18 protein-coding genes are annotated in these 23,818 nt (G+C 38.1%); 1 reads left to right on the top strand and 17 read right to left on the bottom strand.

The genetic code is table 11. The features are described from left to right. Positions 1-70 precede the first annotated feature (70 nt). The 11 genes from AC1RJ8_RS24120 to AC1RJ8_RS24070 all read right to left on the bottom strand — a co-directional run bounded on the left by AC1RJ8_RS24120 (position 71) and on the right by AC1RJ8_RS24070 (position 17,915). Complete coding sequence (locus tag AC1RJ8_RS24120; protein ID WP_492956000.1) at positions 71-2,362, bottom strand: Tex family protein; 2,292 nt, start codon at positions 2,360-2,362, stop codon at positions 71-73. A gap of 122 nt (positions 2,363-2,484) precedes the next feature. Further along, positions 2,485-3,828: a DUF4419 domain-containing protein gene (locus tag AC1RJ8_RS24115; RefSeq protein ID WP_492956001.1), complete on the bottom strand. Its 1,344-nt coding sequence runs from the start codon at positions 3,826-3,828 to the stop codon at positions 2,485-2,487. Between the two features lie 100 nt (positions 3,829-3,928). Then, positions 3,929-4,303: an iron chaperone gene (locus AC1RJ8_RS24110; protein ID WP_492956002.1), complete on the bottom strand. Its 375-nt coding sequence runs from the start codon at positions 4,301-4,303 to the stop codon at positions 3,929-3,931. A 198-nt stretch (positions 4,304-4,501) separates the two neighbouring features. After that, on the bottom strand, positions 4,502-5,488 hold the full coding sequence (locus AC1RJ8_RS24105; protein WP_029275017.1) for a pyruvate dehydrogenase complex E1 component subunit beta: 987 nt from the start codon (positions 5,486-5,488) through the stop codon (positions 4,502-4,504). Positions 5,489-5,782: 294 nt separating this feature from the next. Beyond that, on the bottom strand, positions 5,783-6,340 hold the full coding sequence (locus tag AC1RJ8_RS24100) for a GNAT family N-acetyltransferase (protein ID WP_492956003.1): 558 nt from the start codon (positions 6,338-6,340) through the stop codon (positions 5,783-5,785). Positions 6,341-6,560: 220 nt separating this feature from the next. Next, complete coding sequence (locus tag AC1RJ8_RS24095) at positions 6,561-9,416, bottom strand: PD-(D/E)XK nuclease family protein (protein ID WP_492956004.1); 2,856 nt, start codon at positions 9,414-9,416, stop codon at positions 6,561-6,563. A gap of 24 nt (positions 9,417-9,440) precedes the next feature. Beyond that, positions 9,441-12,275: a TonB-dependent receptor gene (locus AC1RJ8_RS24090; protein ID WP_492956005.1), complete on the bottom strand. Its 2,835-nt coding sequence runs from the start codon at positions 12,273-12,275 to the stop codon at positions 9,441-9,443. An 88-nt stretch (positions 12,276-12,363) separates the two neighbouring features. Beyond that, positions 12,364-15,582: a UvrD-helicase domain-containing protein gene (locus AC1RJ8_RS24085; protein WP_492956006.1), complete on the bottom strand. Its 3,219-nt coding sequence runs from the start codon at positions 15,580-15,582 to the stop codon at positions 12,364-12,366. Between the two features lie 107 nt (positions 15,583-15,689). Next, a complete protein-coding gene (locus tag AC1RJ8_RS24080) occupies positions 15,690-16,205 on the bottom strand; it encodes an endonuclease domain-containing protein (RefSeq protein WP_492956007.1) in 516 nt (171 codons plus the stop codon). A 97-nt stretch (positions 16,206-16,302) separates the two neighbouring features. Beyond that, positions 16,303-17,097 carry a tRNA threonylcarbamoyladenosine dehydratase gene (locus AC1RJ8_RS24075; protein WP_492956008.1) on the bottom strand — a complete coding sequence of 265 codons (795 nt, stop codon included), beginning with the start codon at positions 17,095-17,097 and terminating at the stop codon, positions 16,303-16,305. A gap of 164 nt (positions 17,098-17,261) precedes the next feature. After that, entirely contained in the window at positions 17,262-17,915 is a 654-nt protein-coding gene (locus AC1RJ8_RS24070; RefSeq protein ID WP_492956009.1) for a TatD family hydrolase, read from the bottom strand. Positions 17,916-18,128: 213 nt separating this feature from the next. On the opposite strand from AC1RJ8_RS24070, the gene AC1RJ8_RS24065 reads away from it, so the two are divergent. Further along, positions 18,129-18,662, top strand: coding sequence for a thioredoxin family protein (locus AC1RJ8_RS24065; RefSeq protein WP_492956010.1), 534 nt, complete (start codon positions 18,129-18,131; stop codon positions 18,660-18,662). A 96-nt stretch (positions 18,663-18,758) separates the two neighbouring features. Here AC1RJ8_RS24065 and AC1RJ8_RS24060 read toward each other — a convergent pair whose 3' ends face one another. The 6 genes from AC1RJ8_RS24060 to AC1RJ8_RS24035 form a co-directional block, all read right to left on the bottom strand. Then, a complete protein-coding gene (locus tag AC1RJ8_RS24060; protein WP_492956011.1) occupies positions 18,759-18,968 on the bottom strand; it encodes a hypothetical protein in 210 nt (69 codons plus the stop codon). A 211-nt stretch (positions 18,969-19,179) separates the two neighbouring features. Then, positions 19,180-20,880: a glycoside hydrolase family 3 protein gene (locus tag AC1RJ8_RS24055; protein WP_492956012.1), complete on the bottom strand. Its 1,701-nt coding sequence runs from the start codon at positions 20,878-20,880 to the stop codon at positions 19,180-19,182. 140 nt (positions 20,881-21,020) lie between these two features. Then, positions 21,021-21,614, bottom strand: coding sequence for a nicotinate (nicotinamide) nucleotide adenylyltransferase (nadD, locus tag AC1RJ8_RS24050; protein WP_492956013.1), 594 nt, complete (start codon positions 21,612-21,614; stop codon positions 21,021-21,023). 54 nt (positions 21,615-21,668) lie between these two features. Next, positions 21,669-22,037, bottom strand: coding sequence for a four helix bundle protein (locus AC1RJ8_RS24045; protein ID WP_492956014.1), 369 nt, complete (start codon positions 22,035-22,037; stop codon positions 21,669-21,671). Between the two features lie 71 nt (positions 22,038-22,108). Then, positions 22,109-22,678, bottom strand: a complete 570-nt coding sequence (gmk, locus tag AC1RJ8_RS24040) for a guanylate kinase (RefSeq protein ID WP_492956015.1) — start codon at positions 22,676-22,678, stop codon at positions 22,109-22,111. Between the two features lie 65 nt (positions 22,679-22,743). Continuing rightward, positions 22,744-23,607: a YicC/YloC family endoribonuclease gene (locus AC1RJ8_RS24035; RefSeq protein WP_492956016.1), complete on the bottom strand. Its 864-nt coding sequence runs from the start codon at positions 23,605-23,607 to the stop codon at positions 22,744-22,746. Positions 23,608-23,818: the final 211 nt, after the last annotated feature.

Raw genomic sequence — 23,818 nt, 5'->3', positions numbered from 1 at the left:
ACATGTCATACTGAGCCTGTCGAAGACTCCCTAAATACTTCGACAGGCTCAGTATGACAATTGCCCTAAATTATTTAAACATGCCTTTCAGCTTTGCTAATTTTTCCTGTAAATCGCCATCAGCATCTTTTGGTTCATTACGGGGTTTGGAATTAGGCTTGTTGTTATTGGGTTTGTATTCTTGCTTAGGCTTATGTTCTTTAGACTCCCGACTGCGGACTTCAGACTTCGGACTAACTTCAGTTTTCATTGATAGCGAAATCCTTTTACGTGCTGCATCAACTTCCATCACCGTAACTTCTACCTTTTGATGCACTTTTACCACATCATTTGGGTTAGCCACAAAACGGTTAGCCAGCTGACTAGTGTGAACCAAGCCATCCTGGTGTACACCGATATCAACAAAGGCGCCGAAATTGGTGATGTTGGTTACAATTCCAGGCAGTTTCATGCCTATCCTTAAATCTGAAATCTCGTTCACACCATCTGTAAAACTAAAAGCTTCAAACTGCTCACGTGGATCGCGGCCAGGTTTTGCAAGTTCTTTTAAGATATCTGTTAGTGTTGGTAAACCGATTTCATCCGTTACGTATTGCTGCGGTTTAATCTGTTTTTGCAGCTGCGTATCTTTCATCAAAGCAGAAACGGTTGTGCCCAGATCTTTCGCCATTTTATCTACTACAGCATAACGCTCAGGGTGAACACCGCTCGTATCCAGAACATTTTCCGCATTGCGAATGCGTAAGAAACCTGCTGCCTGCTCGTAAGCTTTGTCGCCCAAACGAGGTACTTTTTTCAAACTCTCACGGTTTTTAAAAGCACCATGCGTATTTCTATAGTCTACAATATTTTGTGCTAAAGTTGGACCCAAGCCAGAAACATAGGCTAAAATCTGTTTTGAGGCGGTGTTTAATTCTACACCCACAGCGTTTACCGCACTGATTACTGTATCATCCAAACTTGCCTGTAATTTATTCTGATCAACATCATGCTGGTATTGACCAACACCGATAGATTTTGGGTCGATTTTTACCAGTTCTGCCAATGGATCCATTAAACGGCGACCGATTGAAACTGCTCCCCGTACGGTAATATCCTGTGTAGGGAACTCTTCTCTGGCCACTTCTGATGCTGAATAAATGGAAGCGCCACTTTCGTTAACCATTACAATGGTGATGTGCGGTAAATTTAACGCACGAACAAAAGCTTCAGTTTCTCGCCCTGCGGTACCGTTACCAATGGCAATGGCTTCAACATTATGTTTTTCACAAAGCTGTTGAATGGTAAATTCGGCATTTTTTACATTCCCTTGTCCCGTATGGGGATAAATTGCTGTGTTTTCTAACAACTGACCTTGTTTATCTAAACAAACCACCTTACAGCCCGTACGGAAACCAGGATCGATAGCCAGTACATTTTTTTGTCCCATTGGGGCTGCCAATAACAATTGACGTGCATTTTCGGCAAAAACCCTGATAGCCTCTTCGTCCGCTTTTTGTTTGGTAAATACACGAAGTTCGGTTTCCATAGCCGGTTCCAGTAAACGTTTATAGCCATCTTCTAAAGCCTGCTGAACTTGTTTTGAAGCGGCGTTATTGCCTAAAATAAACTGGTTCTCTAAAATGGCAATGGCATCTTCTGCTGGTGGAAGTGCATCTAATCTTAAAATTAATTCCTTTTCGCCACGGCGCATCGCCAAAACGCGATGTGAAGCTGCTGTTTTAACCGGCTCGCTCCATTCAAAGTAATCTTTATATTTAATGCCTTCTTCTTCTTTTCCTTTGATCACTTCTGATTTAAAAACAGCTTTTTCCTGAAAATAAGTGCGCATTTTGGTCCGCGCCTCCACATTTTCAGAAATCATTTCGGCTATGATATCCCTTGCGCCTGCTAAAGCTTCGTCAAGTGAGTTTACACCTTTCTCAGCATCGATAAATTTATCTGCTGATGCCTCTAAATCAAAAGCATTTTGCTCAAATATCTGCAAGGCCAAAGGCTCTAAGCCTTTCTCTTTTGCTACCGATGCACGTGTTTTACGCTTAGGTTTAAATGGCAGGTAAATGTCTTCTAAAAGCGAAATGGTTTCTGCTTCGTTGATCTTTTTTTCCAGTTCTGGTGTTAACTTGCCAAGCTCGGTCATCGATTTCAAAATTGCTTCCCGGCGCTTGTCTAAATCGCGCAACTGCAAAACCCGATCGCGGATTGCAGCTACTTCAACCTCATCTAAACTGCCTGTGGCCTCTTTACGGTAACGCGATATAAAGGGTACGGTTGCACCTTCATCTAACAGATTTATGGTTGCCGTTACTTGTTTTTCTGCAACTTTTAATTCGGCTGCAATTATTTTATGGTGGGTTAACATATCCTAAAGATAAAAATTAAAGGAAGCAAAGCTAATCAGGATTTGCGGGATTTAATGATTTTTAGAATGAAGTTTTCCACCGAAATTTGTGAGTAAGTTTTTGGAAAATGCCAGGGTTATATTCACCGGCGTTCGATCATTTTTCCATTTATAATCAGCCAGTTGTTGGGAAACAATTTTACAAGTCTTTGCTTTTCAGCCTCGGTAACCTGCCCGGTAAGTTCTAATCTTCCGATTTGAATTTTACCCAGTTCGTCAGGAATAGCAATGTTTTTTAAGAATTTGATCCGCAATGTGCCTATGCTTTTTAAAGTATACAGCTCTTTTGGAATTTCGCTAATGTTACTCATTGAAAGATCATCAGCGCTGGTTTTATTGCCAAAAACGGAAGTTTCGGATGGTGCATGGTCTTTATTTACAATAGCCCAGCTCATTTCCGGTTTCATAGTGAAATCTTTGTTATTTTGGGATAAACCGATAAACCCTGCCCAAATTTCCATATTGTGCTTCGTGTGGTGTGCTGCATCTTCCAGAATAAAAGGAACTTTTACAATTTCCGAAGCCAGATTGTTTACGCTGGTAATTGGTTTTAAACCTGTTTTGTTTCCTTCTTTGGTATAAGGAAAGAACTTTACAATCCAGCCGTCGATTGTATTTACCGTTCCATATTTCTTTTCGGTATGGTATTTTACCATATTCATCCAGAAATCTTTATTCACTTTTCCTTTTTTCGCAGCTATTATTTCTTCGATAATAGGGATGAGTTCATTTGTCCACCACTCTAATTTATACTGCGAGAGATATTTTGTTTTCTCCAGTAATTTTTTCCAGTCTTGCGTGGTGCCTTCGATGGTAATTTTTGGGATGCCGCAGCCAATAATAATCACCTTAAATTCGAAATAAGATTTTACGGTTTCCATAATCGTAACCTGACTTACAATTTTCGAGGTGGGGGTGGTAGTGCTAAAATCGGAGGTCAAAACACCCACCAGTTTTTTGCCTGTATAATCGTTAATCTGCGCGTTAAATTGCTGAAAAATTGAAGCCCAATCTGATTTGGGGTTACCAAGCCAGATTTTATCTGAAACAACGGTTAAAGTCTTCCTTCCCTCAAAGTTTACCATCTGCGAGCTAAGTTCTTCTGCATTTTGAGTGATATGCCGGGCAAAACCCTGGCTGATCAATAACCAGAAAATATCGGGAGAGATCACAAACGGCCTGTGATCTATATATGAATTTAAAATGCCCGTTAGGAAAGGATGCTCACCATAATAAACCAAACTGTCGGGTAGATTTTCAATATTTCTTTCTACATCTGCTTTCAACACTTTGAGTATTTCCGAAGTAGGAACAACAGGAATAAGTTTTGCTGGTTTCGAAAGTGTTTCAATTTTTACAACTGTTGCTTTCTGGCAAAATGATTTGATAGAGATAAAGAGAAGTAGGAGTAAAAGTATTTTTTTCATCAGGCTAACGTTTTTTTAGAATGGTTTACTAGACTGATGCTTTTTTGAGCTGCTTTCCATAATCCACACTTCATCTACCCGGATGAAAATACCAGAAGCGCTATGATTTCTTCTTTTTAACTTTCCCTAAATCTTTTTCTGCTTTAAACCTGGTTATTCTGGTAATCAGATCTAGCGGCAAAGGTTTATCTAAAGCAAACTGTACAGCTCCCTTACTCCATTTGTACTGGGCAAACTCTTCTTTAAATGCCTCGATTCCTGAGCCAGTTGGATAAAAGCCAATGTGTTTAGCATAACCGGCAAAATAAACCAATACGGTGTTCCGTTTGAAGGCGGGCATCCCATAACTGATTACTTCTTTGGCTTCTGGTACGGCCTGGTGGATAGTTTCGCGGATTTGCTGTAGCAACTTTTGTGTTGCTGCCGGAAAATTAGCAATGTATTGGTCAATGTTTTCTGGTTTTGGCTGTTCCATAGTCGATGGTTTTGTAAGCTGAATTTACAAAATTTCTTAAAAACCTATTCGCTGACCTGGATATCGTGTTTGTATAATAGTTGACAATGTAAAGCACATTTGGACGCTGCCCTGAAAGAGGGAATAAAAAAATCCCCCAAATTGCTTTGGAGGATTTATATGTTTTGGTCGTCGCCTAACTCAGACTATAATTTGTAATTACTTTTTAACGTACATTACTTCTTTTACCGCTTTAACAACACGCTCAGCGTTTGGTAAGCTTGCTGCGATTAAAGTTGGTGAATATGGAAGCGGAACGTCGGCACAGGTGATACGTAAAACCGGTGCATCTAAATAATCGAATGCATGTTTTTGTACCATGAAAGCAATCTCTCCAGAAAGAGATGCCAAAGGCCATGCCTCTTCTACAACAACCAAACGGTTTGTTTTCTTAACAGAAGCGATAATGGTATCATAATCGATAGGACGTACAGTACGTAAATCGATCACTTCAACATTGATGCCTTCTTTAGTTAATTCTTCTACAGCTGGGTTTACAACGCGGGTTAACATTTTACCAAAAGTTACGATGGTTACATCCGTACCTTGTTTGGTTACATTTGCTTTTCCTAATTCGATATAGTATTCTTCTGCAGGAACATCGCCTTTATCGCCGTACATTACTTCAGATTCCATGAAAATAACCGGATCCTGATCTATGATTGATTGCTTTAATAATCCTTTTGCATCGTAAGGAGTAGCCGGAACTACCACTTTTAATCCTGGTGTGTTTGCAAACCAGTTTTCGAAGTTTTGAGAGTGTTGCGCACCTAATTGACCTGCGTTACCTGTTGGGCCACGAAAAACCATAGGGCATGAGAACTGGCCACCGCTCATTGATAAAATTTTAGCAGCACCGTTGATAATCTGATCGATAGCTACTAATGAGAAGTTAAAGGTCATAAATTCCACAATTGGAATAAGGCCTGCTGTTGCTGCACCAGTTGCAATACCTGCGAAACCTAGTTCGGCAATCGGGGTATCGATAATGCGTTTCGCACCAAACTCATCAAGCATACCCTGACTTACTTTGTACGCACCGTTATATTCTGCTACTTCTTCACCTAATAAAAAAACGCGGTCATCTTTACGCATTTCTTCGCTCATGGCTTCGCGTAGTGCTTCTCTAAATTGGATTTCTCTCATTGTAAATTTTAATAACGGTGGCAAATATAATTATTAATCGCTTTGAAACCAAAGGCTAAAATGCCTATGTTTTGTAATAATTATAGGTAATATGCCTAATTATTCAGGCTTTTTGAGGCTGTATTTTTTGTTTATTTGTTAAAAGAAGAAATAATATTGGGCAATTGTGTTTTTGATTAGCTTAATGTATCAAAGCTTATGCTTTTTCCGAAATATCTTCTTCAAAATGAATAATATCCATCTTCATACTTAAAAAATAAGGTGGGTTCATCTTTACTGGATAATATTTAAGGCTTAATGATTTGGATTTAATAAACCATAAATCTCACTATCAAGAAACTGACCTTTGAAATAATAATCTTGTTTAAAATGCGCTTCTTTTACAAAGCCATGTTTGATCAGCATCTGTCTTGAAGCATCATTTTCTACGTTAATATTGGCACTGATGGTATGCAAATTGACTTCTTCGAAACCAAAAGCGATTGATTTTTTCAGTGCTTCGGAAATAATTCCTTTTCTCCAATAATCCGGATGGAGCATGTAACCAATTTCAGCCCTGTGGTTAGCAAAATCAGTGCGCCAATAACCTATGGATCCGATCATTTGTTTAGGGTTTTCTTTTAAGGCGATTACCCAAGCCAGGTTATCGCCGTTTTCGTAACCATTTCTAAAACGTGAGATAAAATCTTTGATCTCAAAAATATCTTTGGGCCTTTCCCTATCAATGTATTTCATTACCGTTTCATTGGTACGCATGGCAAAAAGGGTTTCGGCATCGGCAAGATCATGTTCTCGAAGAATTAAACGCTCGGTTTCAAGAACGGGGAATTTTGTGAAATTTAAGGTTAGCATTTTTAAATTTAAGAGATTAACCGCAAAGCGCGCAAAGTTTTCGCAAAGAACACGAAGTTTTGTTTTACCACAACGCACAAGGAGATTTTCACGGAGGGCACGAAGTTGATGTTTTTCAATCCAGCTCCGAGTACGCTGCGGCTTACTTTGTGTGCGCTATGGTTATTTTACGAAGCACTTGGCGCGCTTTGCGATTTACTTTATTTCTTTGCGGTTGAAACTATTTCCCAAACAAGGTTTTATAAATAGAATATTTGTAATTATCCTCAACAGTGCTGGCAACGAAATAAGGTGCTTCAAAAAGTTCGGTTAGCTTTTTTCTTAACTCAGCAAGAAATTCAGGCTTAATTTCTTCTAAATAAGCTCCCGATAGATTTTGCCTGCCTGATTTAAACCAAACGCCATCTACGCTCATGGTTTTTACTACATATAGGTTGGGCTCTACAAAAGTTCTGCCCGAGAATTGTTCGTAAGCAAAGGTGTACAATAAAGTTTGGATTAAAGCTTTATTGATATGTTTACCATCAGAATTGAACAATTCAGGAACGTCTTTAAAGGTTAACTTATCATTTCCGGTTTTGTAATCAATAATTTTAGTTACCCCATCTTTTACATCAACACGGTCTATAAAACCAAATATTTTAACGCTGGCTTCTTTTCCTTTAAGCGGGAAACTGATTTCGGCTTCTACTTTTTGCTCCAGGCTAATGATCGTAAATGGCGTTTGTGCTTCATCCTGATTTAAAATGATGTTTACATAGGCATCAACAATTGATAAAATTACCTTTTGCATGCCCTTATATTCCATCACCGTATCGGGATTTTTAAACATCACGGCATTAAACCCTTTTTGTATCAAAGTAGGAATCTGTTTCCGCTTTTCTTTAATCCGCTCTGCAGTAATTTCGGCCGATCTTAAATCCTCATAAAAATACTCCATCACTTTGTGTAAAATTGACCCGATTTCATTGGCTTCAACCACAGCACTTACTTCCTTAGGTTCTTTAATACCAGCAATGTAATTGAAAAAGAAATCTATTGGGTTGGAGATATACTGCGTAAGTGCTGATGGGGAAAGCACTTTCTTTTTATCGAGGTATTTCTGAAGTGTTTCCTGAATAAAGGCATTATTGGTTTTCTCGATCTTTACTTCTTTAAAAGGCTCGGTTTTGACCTCCAGATTAAGCTCATTATAGGTGAAATCAAAACCGCTTTCGTACTCGAGCTGCTTTAAGATTCTGCTGGCTTCACCTGAAGTAGACTCGTCTGTTAAACTGTTATAGACAAAATTGATATTCTTTGCTCTCTGTAATAGACGGTACACCATATAGGAGGAAATGGCATCAAGATTTTCAAGAACCGGAAGGCCGTAAACGCGGCGTATAGAATCGGGAATAAAACTATTACCGATGGATGATTTTGGAATGATACCTTCGTTGAAGCCTAAAATCACCACTTTGTCGAAATTTAAGTTCCGGGTTTCGAGTAATCCCATTACCTGTATCCCATTTAGCGGATCGCCAGAAAGCGGTACCGCAATGGCCTGCAGTGATTTTTGAACAAGATAAATTACAAAGGGGATCTCCTCTTTACCGATGTGGTTGCTAAAAGTATCGTGTAGCCTGTTTAATTCCTGTATGGTTTTTACGAATAGTTCGGCGTCGATTTTTTTTAATGTTTTCGCATTCGATAATCTTGTTAACACATAATCCAATACATCCAATAAATTAGTTACAACATGCTGCGGATCATCGATTTTTTTATAAAAAGTTTCAAATAGTCCGCTTTGGCGTAATAGGCGTTTATGGTCGATCTCCACCTGGTTTTCTTCCAATAATGCGGTTAAAATTTTATCCCGCATTTTTTGGGTAAGTCCTGTTAAGGGATGGGTTAAAAATGCTTCTACATTTTTATAGGTTACTTTATCCCGCTGTAAAATCTCTAGCTGACTGCCCAACCATAAATCTACCAAACCAAAAATACTTGAGGTTGACAGCGCAAAACCCATAGTTACGTTGAGGTCGATTTCTTTTCCGTTATAGGTGGTTGGAATAGTCTGTAAAGTAGGAATCAACAGGCTTTCATCTGCCAAAACCACCACTGTTTTACCAACAGTCTCATTATCTGTATAATCTTCCTCTAAAATATTATTCAGGATTTTGGCCTGTGCCGATTGCCCCTGAACCTTGAAAACCTTCACATGATGTTCTGCAGTTTTCATTAAACTTTCATGGTTGGCAAATACATTTTTTAAACCCAGCTGGTTAATGTTTTTGCGTAAGAACAAACCTGCTTCCTGCGATATATCATCCAAATAATAAGTATCAGCATCAAAATAAAACAATGCTTTGTCGGCTTCTTGTAGCTGGGTAAATATTTTAGCTTCGGCGCTGCTCAAAGCGTTAAAACCTACAAAAATGATCTTACCCTTATCAAAATTCGAGATAAACTGCTGGTGATTGGTAATGTCATCGGCCAGGTGGCGATAAACAGAGCCATTGGTTAAATATCCCTGTTCTTTAAGCGTTGCATGAAATTTATGGTAAAGCTTGGGCATCCTGCGCCACATCTTGATGAACAGTTCCTGTTGTTTTTTGTGTTTTCCTTCAGAATAGGATGTCCAGAACTGGGCTAGGAACTCATATTGCTCAGAGCTTAAATAATCGAAATCTTTATTGATGACCGAAATATCTTCCAGATCGCGGTATAGTTTCTCTGCATCAACCAGGTCGGCATCAATCTGGTTAAAATCGCTTAAGATGATCTTGGCCAATGGAAAAAATTTATGGCTCGAAATGCTTTCTAATTGCTCTTCGGCAAGCAGCTGGTTATAAATACGGTGTAAAGTAAAAAACTGGAGATAAAAATCGGCTATTTTATAACTGGTAGAGCTGGCGAAAAATTCTTGTATGGTAAAAAAAGAAGGACTGAAAAAAGGCTTGCCAATGATATCGGCGAAGTGTTTCTGCAAATAGGCCGATGGTCGTTTATTGTTAAAAACGATGGCACAGTTTTCCAGCTGATTCCCAAGCCTGGTAACTAAATCTTCGGCAACTTCCTGTAAAAATGCGATCATCCTTCTAAATATTTTGCTAGTTACTTATTCTTTTCTTAATCTGAACGATTTACCTCCAAAAGTCGATAAATTATAATTCAATCCAAAAGTCACAACGCGCATAACCTGATTGGTTCTACTCTCTATTATGGAATTCCCTAGTACCCGCTGGGAAATGTTGTTCCCTTGGTTAAGTAGATCGCTAACGCTAATGTTGCAATTTAACGCTCTGCTCTTTAAGAAAGATTTTTCGGCTCCAATATTGATCATGAGCGGGTTAATGTTGGTTAGGCTATACCCTTTTGTAATTCTCTTATTTGCATTGATATTAAAATGGTATGATTTAAATATTGTTGCATTACCTGATGCTCCAAAGTTAAACGATTGTATTCTGGTATTTACATTGAGCGCTGTATTGTTGTTGTTATCGTTCTTACTATTATTATAGCTGGCGTTAAAGTTCAGGTTTAAGTTTTTTAGCCTTAAGGAAGTCGAAAAGCGACTGTTAAAATTTTTGGTCTTAAAAAAAGACTGACCTGTGTTGAGCAGTAAGTTATAAGGGGTTTGGCCATTAGTGGAAAATTCTCCTAAACTATTATCATTGTTCGTGCTCGTCGAATAGCCCATGCCCATATTTGCGTTGAACTTCTTAACGGTAAACGAGCCTGAGATATTCTGCGAAAAATTAAAGCCTTTATTAAAGGTTCTATTATTATTGATTATGGCCGTTTTTTTTGAATTGCCTGCAGTTCCATTGAAACTGATTACATATTTACGTGATTTAAAAGGAATATTTAAGTTATAGTTAAGGTTTGCGTTATAGTTCCCATTTACATTTTCAAAACGGGTTTCTTGTTTAAATGCACCCAAAGTATCAGGGATGATGATGATATTGTTAACAACTTCGTTACTGGTTGTGCTGAAACCTAGTCCGCTTTGAAAAGAAAAATTCGATTTTTTGCCGAAGTAATTAAAATTAGAAGAAATAGAATGGCTAAAAGATGATTTCAGATTAGGATTTCCAATCACAATGTTCTGTAAGTTTTGAGTATTCCTAACCGGTTGCATTTGTGAAATGGATGGGTTACTGTTTTGTCCGTTATAATTAACAGATATTGATTTTGATTGGGTTATACTTCTGGAATAGTGAAATATTGGAGAAAAGTTGATATAGGTGTTGCTAAAATTGCTATTAAGCTCCGGGTAATTATTCCGGACCAGATTTGGCCTGATATTTAATCCACCTGTTATCCTGTTTTTCTTCCCTGATTGATAGTACGAAAGATTAAGCGACTGATTGATGGTTGAATTATTGGTAAATACACTTAAGGAGTCTACTTTAACTGAGGCCATTGATAATGGATTGAGCACATAAGTTTGAAGATCGCTCTGTATGATATTCACGCTACCATTATAATCGAAAGAAATACTTTTTGTTGCTAACGAATCTTGTTTAAGCATGAGGCCATAACTTAACCCAAAGCCAAATTGTTTACTGTTGTTGCTATTGTACACACTTCGGTTAAGTAAAGAGTCTTTTTCTAAAGTGCCATTTGCATCATAATATGAAGTATTGGTTATGATATTTTGATCAGACCGGTTTGATGATGTTGATACGGAAAAATTTCCTGATAAAGTATTTTTCTTGAGCTTCCTTGAAAAATTTACACCGGCACGCAATGATGGAGAATTATTATTGTTATTGGCATTGTTTTTAAAGTCCTGCCTGCTAAAACCCGTTTGATAATTTAGTGAACCTGTACGCGAATCATTGTTGTTATAACTGAAGTTAACCGAACTTGATAAATAGATCTTTTTTGTTCTTTGATTAAAATTTAAACCCAAAGCCTGTCCATTGTTTGCCGCGTAATTGGTGTTTTCTATCTGGCTATTTAATTGCCCTAAAGTATTAACGGTTTCTACCGCTTGTAAGGTTTTAGAATTGTTGTTGCTTCCATTGTAATTATAATTCAGGCCAAAGTGGGCATTAGTTCCAATTTTGTTGCTATGACTTATTCCGATATTCCTGCTTTGAGAAAGCCCAGCACCGTTGTCTCCAATATTATAACCTAAGCCTGCGCTCGATTGTTTCGAGCCATTCCATAAGTTAGCGTTGCCATGGCTTCCAATTTGTTTATTTGTACCCCCATTAATGGATAGGCCTCCAAATTGACCATTATCCATGCCGGGCTTGGTTACAATGTTTAGCATTTTTTGCGATTCTCCAATTTTTATCCCTGTAAAGTTTGCCTGATCGCCAAAATCATCTATTACCTGTATTTTTGCCACAATGCCAGCAGGTAGTTTTGATATAAAGTCCTTAACATCATTGGTGAAAAAGTCCTGCCCGTTAACCCGGAGTTTCGTCATGCTTTTTCCCATAGCCGTAACATGCTCGTCTTCATCTACCTCTACACCTGGCAGCTGTTTTAAAAGATCAGTAACCCGGTCATCTTCCTGTACATGAAAAGCATTTGCATCGTATTCAACAGTATCTTGCTTGTATTTTATAGCAACGGGCTTCGCTTTAATGATAACATCGGCCAGTGCGATTTCTCCACCTTTCAAAATAATGGTGCCCAAATCTATTTCTTTCATATCGGCCTTAATATTATAATTTGCCAGGTACGTTTTAAACCCTATGCCACTTACCTTTAGAGTGAATTCTTCAACCTTTATGTTTGAAAAAGAAAAATACCCCTTATCATTAGTGCTGGTATTTAATGAATCGTTACCAAAATAGAGCCTGACGGTAATATTGCTGATCGTTTTTTTCGCAGAATCGGCAACAATACCATTGATGTTGCAGTTGATTTGTGCACTAACTGGCTTGCAGTAAACCAGTATGATTAATGAGAGTGAGAGCAGAAAGGTTTTCAATGAGATGTTAATTTGTTAAAACGGGTTTTTAGTTTTAAGATGGATGATTTAATGATTTTCCATAAGCTTTTTATTTTATAATTACCTATTATACCAACTTCAATTTGCCGTTAACTGCGTAGAAAAGATAGGTTTTGATATTTTGATAGCCCATCTCTGAAAGCAATATTCTGTAACTATTTACCTGTTCGATGTGTTTGTCGCTTTCTTCTAAAGTAAATTTATAATCCAGAATAATTACTTCATCGGCATTGATCAGCACCCGGTCTGGCCGATGAAGCTTACCGTGGGCATCAATAATATTTTTTTCTACGATACTTTCACTGGCTTTACCTAAAATAGCCTGAAGTTCAGGATTGTTCAATACTTCAAGTGCTGAATCGATTAATTTCTGTCTTTCTTCTTCCTTAATAATGCCCTGCAAAACCAGATTGCCTGTATAATCATTTACCTCTTTTGAAGTACTGGCACTGGCCAGGATATCATGTAACAAGGAACCTTTTCTTCCTGATTTCTCAATATTGACCAAATGCTTTAAATGTTTGTCTTCTGATGGGATATAAAGCGCTGATAGGCGGGTTGTAGTAGGGTAACTTTTTAAATTGATAAAATTAGAATCCTCAGATTTACTTTCAAGGGTTACATAATCAACAATTTCGTACACGCCATTTTCATCAAACTGCTCATCGAAAGTAAAATTGATCACATCGCCGATATTAGACAACTTTAGCTCTTTTTTTGCCATCGTAGCGATGTACAAATAATCTTTTGAACGTGTGGTAGCCACATAAAGCATATTCAACGCATCCATATTATTATAAAGTAACTCCTCATAATATGCTTTCGCGATTGCCGAATCGGCCAGGGCTTCATTATATTTTAACGGAATGCCTTTTAACTCTTTATATACCGTTTCTTCAGAAGAAACCCAAAAAGTACCATTCGGTTTTCCTTTGATTTCCCAATTACAAAAAGGAACAAAAACAGCCCTAAAAGCAAGGCCTTTAGCTTTATGTATGGTAATAATCTGTATGGCATCAGCTCCCTCCGGAGAGGGTAGTGATTTTTTGATGCCGTCTTCTTCCCACCAGGTTAAAAAGGAAATAATACCTTTTTCGCCAAGCTTGCCGGCAGAAGCGGTTAAATCTCTAAAAGCCAAGAGATAGGGTAAATTAGCGGTCAGGTTTTTTAGCCCATAACTTTCAATTAATATCTCAACCAGCTCAGGTAGGGGAAGTTGTAACCAGCTTTGCCAGTTCTCGCACAAAGCTAGAGGTAAAATTTCGGTGAGTGTGTTTAAAGGCTTATTGTTAAGGTTTAAATAATAATTAGCATTGATCTCTTTCTCGTGTAAAGAGTGATATAGTGCTATACAATTGGCTTTATATAATGCTGTTTGCGATTCTAGACCGATGAGCACTTTCAAGGTATTGATGATGAGCTGTATCGCCGAGTTGTTCGAAATCAATAAAGCATCACCAGATAAAACAGGTAAGTTATGCCCCATTAATTTTTTAACCGTCAGTAAGGCTTCGCTGTTCGAACGAACCAAAATGGCAATATCTTTTAGTGCATACTGTTGTTCGTTTTTGAGGTGCTTTATTTCTTCAACAATATCATCTAAAGCAATATCCCTGAAAACGGTTTCAGTAAAACGCGCTTCGTTAGGCGCATGATCTTTGCCGAACTTCTTAATTTTAATGGTTCCACCTTTTAAGGTATTAGTGGCGAAATTTTGGGTTGAGCCACTATAAATATCGGTAATAATCTGTTGGTAATGCTGTTCCTGCCACCATTTAGCAATGCTTTCAGGTTTGCTTTCCAGATTTTCGTTCAGTTCGTTCTGCAGCGTTAAAGGGATAGCCTTGTAAAGGAAATTGTTAAAAGTGATGATGTTCTCGGCACTTCTATAATTTTCTTCCAAGCTTTCTTCCAATACATTTTCTGCACCAACATCTAACTTGGCGTGCTTATGCAGGATGTTCCAGTCGCCATTGCGCCAGCGGTAAATAGATTGTTTGGTATCGCCAACAATCAGGTGATCGATCAGATCCTGACTAGGCGTGGCCATCGCATTTGTTAAGAGCGATTTAAAACTTCCCCATTGGCTGGTAGAGGTATCCTGAAATTCGTCGAATAGAAAATTACGGTAGCGGTTACCCACTTTTTCCCAGATAAAAGAAGGATTATCGCCTGCATCTTCGGTAATACCTGAGATCAGTTTTTGTGCATCGCTGATGAGCAGGTTGTCATTTTCTGCCCGGTACTGTTTCAATAATACGGCAATTTCCTGCATCAACCGCAAATAGTAAAGATTTTTATTAAAAGCGATGGCGAGGCTGTAATTTGGTAAATGTGATAAATAATGCGTTTTTAATTTCTGGAGGATCGGATTTACCGTATCGTAAGCCTCTGGAAAGTTTACATTTTTTTGAAACCACTCATCAGGTTCGTCGATTAAATTGAAAAGTGGCTCTATTTTAGAAAAATCGCCCCTGGCTACCAAAATAATTTTAGCCAGCGGACTTCTCGATTTTCCTTTGAGGTGCTCGGTTTCTACGCCGATTACGTTCAGGGCTTCATTCGCTTCAGCAGCTAATGCAATCAGCTCGTCTTCGAAGTTTTTGATTTCTGCCTTGGTAACGCTGATATATTTTTTAAATAATTCGTCGATGTTTTCCAAACCAAGCGTACTTACTGCATCTTCAAAGATCTGGAAACGCTCAGAAAATATTTCTCCAATGAGGTTATAAAGTTCGAATTTATAATTCCAGCTTTTGTTGTCGCTAATGCGTTCGATAGCCAGATCGATGATCCATTGTAAGAGCTGTTTATTATGGTCTAAAGCCTCGTCCAGTTTGTTTACAAGGTCATCTTTAACCTTGTCATAATTCATTTCTAAATTATAATCGGCATTTAATCCTAACTCGAAAGCAAAACCACGGATTACTTTTTGCACAAAGCCATCAATCGTACTTACTGAAAAACGGCTGTAATCGTGCAAAATTTTCCGGTAGATCTTGTCCGCCCTAAACTGTAATTCCTGCGGGCTTATTGCCGGGTAGGCTAACAAGATCAATTTTCTATAATCTTCAATTTTTTTTGATGGATTACCTTTTGCCAGCCCAAGCAATACCTCCAGTATTCTCGTTTTCATTTCTTCGGTCGCCTTATTCGTAAAGGTTACCGCTAAAATTTCGCGATACTTGTTATCTCCACTGAAAAGCAGTGTAAGATAATGTGCCGTAAGACTGAAGGTTTTACCGGAACCTGCGGAGGCCTGAAGAATTTTGAGGGGCTGGGGCATATTGTTTTCTTAATTCCTCCCGATTGTAAATCGGGAGGTGCCCATAGGGCAGGGTGGTTTTAATTTATAATATTGAGTTGTTTTTATCAGCGCTTTTAGAGGGTTTATTAAGGAGGAATAATCCCATATTCTGCAATAATATATTCTTCTAAACCCATGATTACAAAATCCATTTGTTTCATTGCATCATCAACAGTAATCCTATACACTTTTAATCCCAAAGAGATTAAATAATCTTCTCTTAGTTTATCGTAAATCTGCTTATCATCATGACTACAGCCATCTATTTCGATTACTAAGCCAAGTTGTTTGACGTAGAAATCAACGATGTAATTTCCAATTATGCGCTGCCTATCAAAATCTATTTTATGAAAGCGTTTTTTGATTACTTGCATCCAAAATAATACTTCTGGTAAATTTCCAGCTTGGCGAAGTGCTTTTGCCCTTTCTTTTAACCGGGGTTGATAAGGCAAATTTGTAATTGGTGTTAGCTTTAAAGTTGTTCCGTTAATTATGATATCTTTTTGCAAAATGTTTTTTAACACCCCGTCCTTCGGACACCCCTCTGCGAGAGGGGAATGCTGGGCGCCTAAACCGGCATGAGGGTTAGTTTTCTGTTGCATTTTTTAAGTTGGGTTATTCCCGGGGTGGTTTAATCTTACCCTAACTTACAACAATTTAAAATTTTCACGAAATCATGATATCAACAATTCATCATGATCAAGTTTTTTTACTTTTCCTTTTATTGAGCGTTTTATGGCTGATTCTTGCAGGGCGTTCGGCCATTTCGATTGGCAGACCAAGCAGATCGCGGATTACAACCGAGGCGCAGGCACCACCAAATGCTGCAGGCAGGTAAGAAACTGTGCCGTAAGCCGAGCGTTTAAAATTACTTCCATCAGTCATGATCATTGAGTTTTTATCCATTTCTTCTGTTGAAAAAACTGCTTTTATTTTTGCGGCATTGGCGAGCTTATTCAGCCTCTTGCGTACGTAACTCGCAAAAACACATTGATAGGTGTCTGGAAGTAAGGTAATCCTTATTCTGGTAGGGTCCATTTTACCACCTGCACCCATTGAGCTTACAATTGGGATGTTCTTTTCCAACGCCGTTCCCAACAAAGTGATTTTAGGCATTACACTATCAATGCAATCCATAATGTAATCAAAGCCAGATTCTAAAATTTCCCTGCATTTCTCGGGGGTAAGAAAAGTGTTTACCACATGGAGTTTTAATTCAGGGTTAATGGCTAATAAACGCTCTTGCATGATTGCGGCTTTGCTCACACCATGATTGGTTGCCAAAGCAGGCAGCTGTCTGTTCCGGTTGGTTGGGTCAACTACATCACCATCAACAATGGTCATTTCACCAACGCCAGAACGGCAGATAAATTCGGAAGCAAAAGAACCTACTCCGCCCAAACCGATTACTAAAACATGTTTCGATTGGAGTTTATCTATTCCATCATTTCCAACAAGGAGGGCAGAGCGCGAAAGCCAGCTAACATCAGACATATTAATTTTTTATATTTAACCACAGATGAAAAGGACGAACACAGATTTTGGCCTTTTATCTGTGTGTATCTGTGCTAATCTGTGGTCAGTTTTTTATTATATTTTTGCCACGGAGACACGGATTAACACGGAAATATTTTCTCCCGTGGCTTCTGTCTCCGTGGTTAACTTTTTAAGTTGTTCCAGTCAGCAAAAATACGAGCTTTAAGCTCATCAATGCTACATTTTTTTAAAATGGCTGCGGCTTGGTAAATTTCTTCAATTGAGATATCCGAATCATCAGTTTCCAGGAAAAATTGATCGGTACTTTGAATCAGTTTAGCTGCACCCGAATTTTCTTTTAAAGCAGTTATTCCAAAGGAAAGAAGGAAACCTTTATCCAGTAGCTGTTGGCCAAGCTGTTCATTTTTGTTAAAACCATGGATAATCATCGGTACTTTAACTTTTAATCGCTCTTTAATTGAAATTAACTCTGAAAAGCATTTAACACAATGTAAAATCAATGGCTTGTTAATTTTTTCTGCCAATTCGATCTGATTTTCTAGGATTATGGTCTGATTTTCCAGGTTTTCACCCCTTAGCCGGTCTAAACCACACTCCCCAATCTGTTTTACGTTTGTTTGATTGGCCACAACGCTTAGATATTTCATCTGGAGTTCGAGCTGATCAATTTTAGCAAACCAGGGATGAAGTCCAACAGAGATTGGCTTGGTTTTAGGCATCGCTAAAAAGATATCGCTGGTTAACGACAAACTTTGAATGCTGATTACCCCAGGTTGGGTAGCAACTTTATGGGTATGTATGTCTAAAAAATCCATTGGAAAACAAAGATAGATAAAAATGGAAGGTGGATAAAGTAAAGATATTGATTAAACTAAACCTTCCATATCAATGCAGTTCCATTCTATGGACTATGGACTATGGACTATGGACTATGGACTATGGACTGTTTCTGCTCTGTAAAGAATTCGCGAATAATCCATTGTAACCCTAGACTTTATTACATTTGCTATTATTATTCATTGAAAATTATGAAAAAATTAATCATTTTATTAACTGCTGTGTTAATTTCGACAGCGGCGTTTAGTCAGACGAAAAAAGAAGGTGTTCACATCTATAACCCTCAAGCAGACGCTAAAGGTGAAATTGCTGCAGCGGTTGCAAAAGCTGCCAAAGAAAATAAACATGTTTTGTTGCAGGTTGGTGGTAACTGGTGCAGTTGGTGTATTGCCTTTCATAATCTGGTTGACAGCACAGCAACGCTAAAAAAATACATTAACGATAATTTTGAAACCGTTCTGGTTAATTACAGCCCTGAAAATAAAAACGAAAATGTTTTAGCGAGCTTAGGCTACCCTCAACGTTTTGGTTTTCCGGTATTTTTAATTCTGGATGGGAAAGGCAAAGTACTTCACATCGAAAATTCTTCTTACTTAGAAACCGAAGAAATTGGCGCTAATGGTAAAAAGAAGGTTGGGCATGATGTAAAGAAAATCACTTCCTTTTTAAAAGGATGGACAACCGCTGCGGTTAATCCCGAAACTTATAAGCCGAAGGCTAAATAGAGGTTTAGGGTAGAAAGGTGTAAGGTTAGGGAGAAAACTGTACAACTTAAAAAATAAAAAAGCCTTTCTGATTTTACATCAGAAAGGCTTTCTTTTTTAATCATCTAGATCATCTTCTTCCACTTCATCATCAAGGTTTAACTCATAAGAAGCCCTCGATGCTTCATCGGCTTGCTCCAGCAGATCTTTATCATGTTCAATGCTGGTATCGTCACCATTAATTTCGTTGATATTTTCTACATCATCCTCTCTGCGTAAAGCATCGTTTGGATCGTTTGAATAATTGTCGTTTTCCGGATCTATCATAATATTAAGGTTTTATATTAGATAATCGTTTTGAAAGTAAAATTGTTTTAGGGAAAGCTAAAAGACTAAAGCTGAAAGCGCAAAGCAATAGATTGATTATCCGTAAACGCTGTATTTCCGGAGCTAAAATATATAAATAAAAAATGCCGGATGATTTACTCATCCGGCATGCAATTCTTTTTCGAATTAAAGCCATCCCTTTAGGGGAGGGTTAAAGGCCATCTCCAAATTTATAGAATGGCGCCACACCTACAGGCAACTTTCCTGTTGGTACCAATCTGTTATTAATTACGGCAGCAGCAGAAATCTGCATATAATCTTCTTTTTGATAGGCAACAACTAAACCTTTACTGTTTTCTAAGCCTGATAAACCAGCCAGATTATATGGATTTGCAAAGAGCGCAAAAACAGCATTCTTTGCCGATAATTCTTTAATAAAATTCTTTACGCCTGCATTTAGCGGGATATTATTGGCTGGCCTTGCACGACTATCGTGGATACCCACAATCACCTGGTCAAAAGCGCCGATTTCGCGGGCAATGTTCGAAATCTGTGTAGCACTGGCATCTTTATCCAGCACATAATAAACAGAGTTATAATAACCTTTCGAAACCTCTTTTTGGAAAGTGGTAACCGAAGGTACACCGATGCTGATAATAGCGGTTCTTCTGATTGGGATGAGGCGCTTGATATAATCTTTACCTTTTAACAGTGTTACCGATGCATTGGCAAGTTCCTGTACCAAAGCATTGCTCGACTTGCGGTTTACACCTGCAACAACACCTTGGGTTACAATCGTATCGCGTTTGGCGAGGCCTGCCCAGTATTTTGCGGTCAATATTTTACGCACACTCTGGTCTATTTCGGCCATGCTTACACGATCCTGCCTTACGGCTTTACGCACCAATTTAATGGCCCTGTCGCTGTTTTCAGATAGCTCAATAATATCGTTTCCGGCAATGATACCCATTAAATCAGCTTCACCATCTTTGAAATATTTTACCACGCCTTTCATATCCATCGCGTCAGAGATAATCAAACCTTTAAAGCCCAGTTTCTGTTTTAAAATGCCTGTAACAATCGGTTTAGACAGGGTAGAAGGTAGGTTTGGTGTAGCATCTAACGATGGGATGTTCATGTGGGCAATCATCACACCAGATGCACCTTGTTTAATCAGCTCTTTAAAAGGATATATCTCCAAGGTATCCAAACGTGTAGCAGAGAAAGTAAGCTGAGGCAGATCGTAGTGTGAATCTACATCGGTATCGCCATGGCCCGGAAAGTGTTTCAATGTAGTTAATAAACCGCCATCCTGCATGCCTTTCATATAAGCGGCAACCTTAGTGGTTACGTTGTATTTGTTTTCGCCGAAAGAGCGGTAGTTGATTACCGGGTTTTTGGGATTGTTGTTGATGTCGGCATCGGGGGCTAAATTCATCTGCATCCCCATGCGTTTATAATCTTTGGCCACTTCAAGGCCCATTTTATACAATAGCTCCTTGTTTTGGATGGCTCCCAAAGTCATTTGATAAGGATAAGAAATGGTACTATCCAAACGCATGCCCAGGCCCCATTCGCCATCATTGGCCACAATTAATGGTACCCTGCTTAATTTTTGATAGGCATTGGTGGCTAAAACCTGCCGGCCGGGGCCTCCTTGAAAAAAGATAACCCCACCTAACTGTTCTTTTTTAATTACCTGGCCAACTGAATCGGTATATTTTTTACCCAAATTGGTGTGTGCCCGAACAAAGAACATCTGTGCAATACGTTCTCTACGGTTAAGTTTGTTAAAAACCGAATCGACCCATTTAGGTTGATTGGCCAGTAATTCTAAATAGGTTTTCTGTTGTGCGCTTGCCGAAAATGCAGCGCCACAAAGCGCAATGAGTATAAATAAGTTTTTTTTCACGTGTTTTGTTGTATCTGCTGCCGCTAAATTAGTAATCAAAAGGCGAATTAAACAAAAACCAATCCATTAATCGATTTAATACAATGTTTTGTAAGCCTGTTGCTTTTTAATGCTGTAAAGGTGAGAAATATTGATCTCTGCTATTTATACATGCCCTTACCTTCAATAAAATCGATCACTTTATCGGGCAGAAAAAACTGTACATTCTTTTTCTCTTTAATGGCTTTGCGGATAAATGTTGATGAAATTTCCATTAAAGGGGTTTTAGTAAAGGTGATGGAAGGATGATTTTCCCATTCACTTACATTCGCCTCAGGGCGTGGGTAAACGTAAATCTGATAATTTTTTAAAAGCACCTCGTAGTTTTTCCATTTTTTAAATGATACCAGATTATCTGCACCCATAATCAACACAAATTCCTTTTCAGGGTATTTCTCATGAAGATAGGCTAAGGTATCGATGGTGTAAGATGGCTGAGGCAATGCAAATTCGATATCGCTCACACGGATGTGTTCTGCATTTTCGGTAGCCAGTTTGGCCATTTCCAAACGGTCGTACATATTGGTTAATCCACTCTTATCCTTTAGCGGATTATGTGGAGAAACCACCAACCACACTTCATCAAGCCCGGTATGGTTAGCCATGTAATTGGCAATAATTAAATGTCCGGTATGGATTGGGTTATATGAACCGAAGAATAGGCCGGTTTTCAGTTTACAGTTTGCAGTTGACATTTTTTTAGTTTTCAGTTAACTGTTTTCAGTTGGAGCATGTTAATTGACAATTCTTTAAAGAACACCATACTTCTCCGGAAAATTTATCATGTGATTTAACAATTTCCCTACTTCGTCGCTTTGTAATGTTAATTTTTCGTGTTGTTCTTCATCAATATATTTACACTCAAAAGCAAACTTTAACCAGCCTTTCGTCTCACTATTCTCCATATCACTGTCCGAAAGCTTACTGATGAAATGGGCTTTATATCTTCGTTTCCTATAAGCTTCAACTAAACAAATATTTGTAGACCGTGAAGACCTTCTAATCTGATCTGTTAATGAGTACATTTCGTCTTTTGGAAAAGACTTGCTGAGTTCGAATATATTCATGGCCAACTCAAATGACTTTTTGTAAACTAATAGATCAGAAAAATCGCCCATAATGTGACTTTAAGATTTCACCAAACAATATTTTAAAGCACCCAAAACTGAGAATTGGAAACTATAAACTGCTAACTTTTTAAAAAATCTCCTACCAATTGCTCTGCTTCAGCACAGGCTGTAGCCAGATCGTAATTTTTTAAAATCACATCAAACTTATCTGCATAGAGCAATTCTTTTTCAGCTTTGATAAAACGTTCCTGTAATTTTTCCGGACTATCTGTTCCACGACCGCTTAAACGTTCTTTTAAAATATCTAATGATGGTGGCTGAACAAAAATGGCCAAAGCATCTTCTTCATATTTTCTTTTCAAACGGATACCGCCTTCTACGTCAATATCGAAAATAACATGTTTACCATCATTCCAGATCCGCTCGATCTCGGAGCGTAAGGTGCCATAAAAAGTTCCGTTATAAACTTCTTCAAATTCCACAAACTCCTGGCGGGCAACTTTGTGTAAAAACTCTTCCTTACTAATAAAATAGTAATCGTTTTCATGTGTTTCAGCACCTCTCAATTCGCGTGTGGTTGCAGAAATAGAAAAGCTCAGCTCAGGAAATTTTGTTAATAAATGATGTACTATAGTGGTTTTACCTGCTCCTGATGGTGCCGAAAATATGATTAATTTGCCTTGTTTCATTTTGTAAGCTGAAAGCAAAAAGCTAAAAGACCAAAGATTTATGCTTTAGTCTTTAGTCTTTCTCCTTATAATACGTTTAATAATTGTTCTTTTATCTTTTCTAATTCTTCTTTCATACCTACAACAAATTGTTGCATCTGGGCATCATTTGCTTTGGCGCCCATGGTATTAATTTCTCTTCCTATTTCCTGAGAAATGAAGCCCATTTTCTTTCCATTTGCTTCTTTGCTTGCTAATGTTTGCAAGAAATAATCGCAGTGGCTTTTTAAACGTGTTTTTTCTTCCGTAATGTCTATTTTATCGATGTAATAGATCAATTCCTGTTCGAAACGGTTCTGATCGATATTTACTTTACCTACCGCATCATCCAAAAACTGGGTAAATTTATCGCGGATAGCGGTAATCCTTTTAGGCTCCAATTCTTCTACAGATTTAAAATAAGAAAGGATGTTTTTAATTCTCAGCTCTAAATCGGCCTTTAAAACAGCACCTTCGTCTTCTCTGAATTTATTGAAATTGGCCAGAGCCGAGGTGAAAATCTGAAATAATTGGTTCCACTCATCCTCACTCACACTTTCTTCCTTGTAACTAATTACATCAGGAAAGGTTAATGCTGTTTGCAATAAATTACTGCTATCAGCACCTAATTCGTTGTTAACGGCAATAAGCTGTTTGTAGTAGTGGCTTAATAACGCTATATTGATGGTAGCACCCGTAACTTCACCATTGCTACGCTCTACATTGATGCTTAAACTTACTTTTCCTCTTTCGATGTCTTTACTGCAGATATTGCGCAGAATCAGCTCTTTATCAGAAAAAGCTTTAGGATATTTTAAATTCAGCTCCAGGAATTTACTGTTGAGCGATTTGATTTCGACACTATACTTCGCATTTGCATAATCGGCTGTTGCTAAGCCGTATCCTGTCATGGATTTTATCATGCGCAAAGATAGGGTTTTAAGCTGAAAGGAGAAATAATAATAGGTAAGGGTTGTAGCATACCAGTATAAAATACCTTAACATTTAGAAAACCAGCGTCCAGTATTTCTTCGGTGATTGCAGCCCCGCTCATATCTTTATCTTTATAATAAAATAATCAAAAGAGGGAGATAAACTTGTAGTCCCGCAAGGCACGGAAAT

It is taken from the genome of Pedobacter sp. GW822-FHT03F06, from assembly GCF_058801365.1.
Note: the sequence above shows the minus strand (reverse complement) of the source record. Positions and strands in the feature narration are given on the sequence as shown.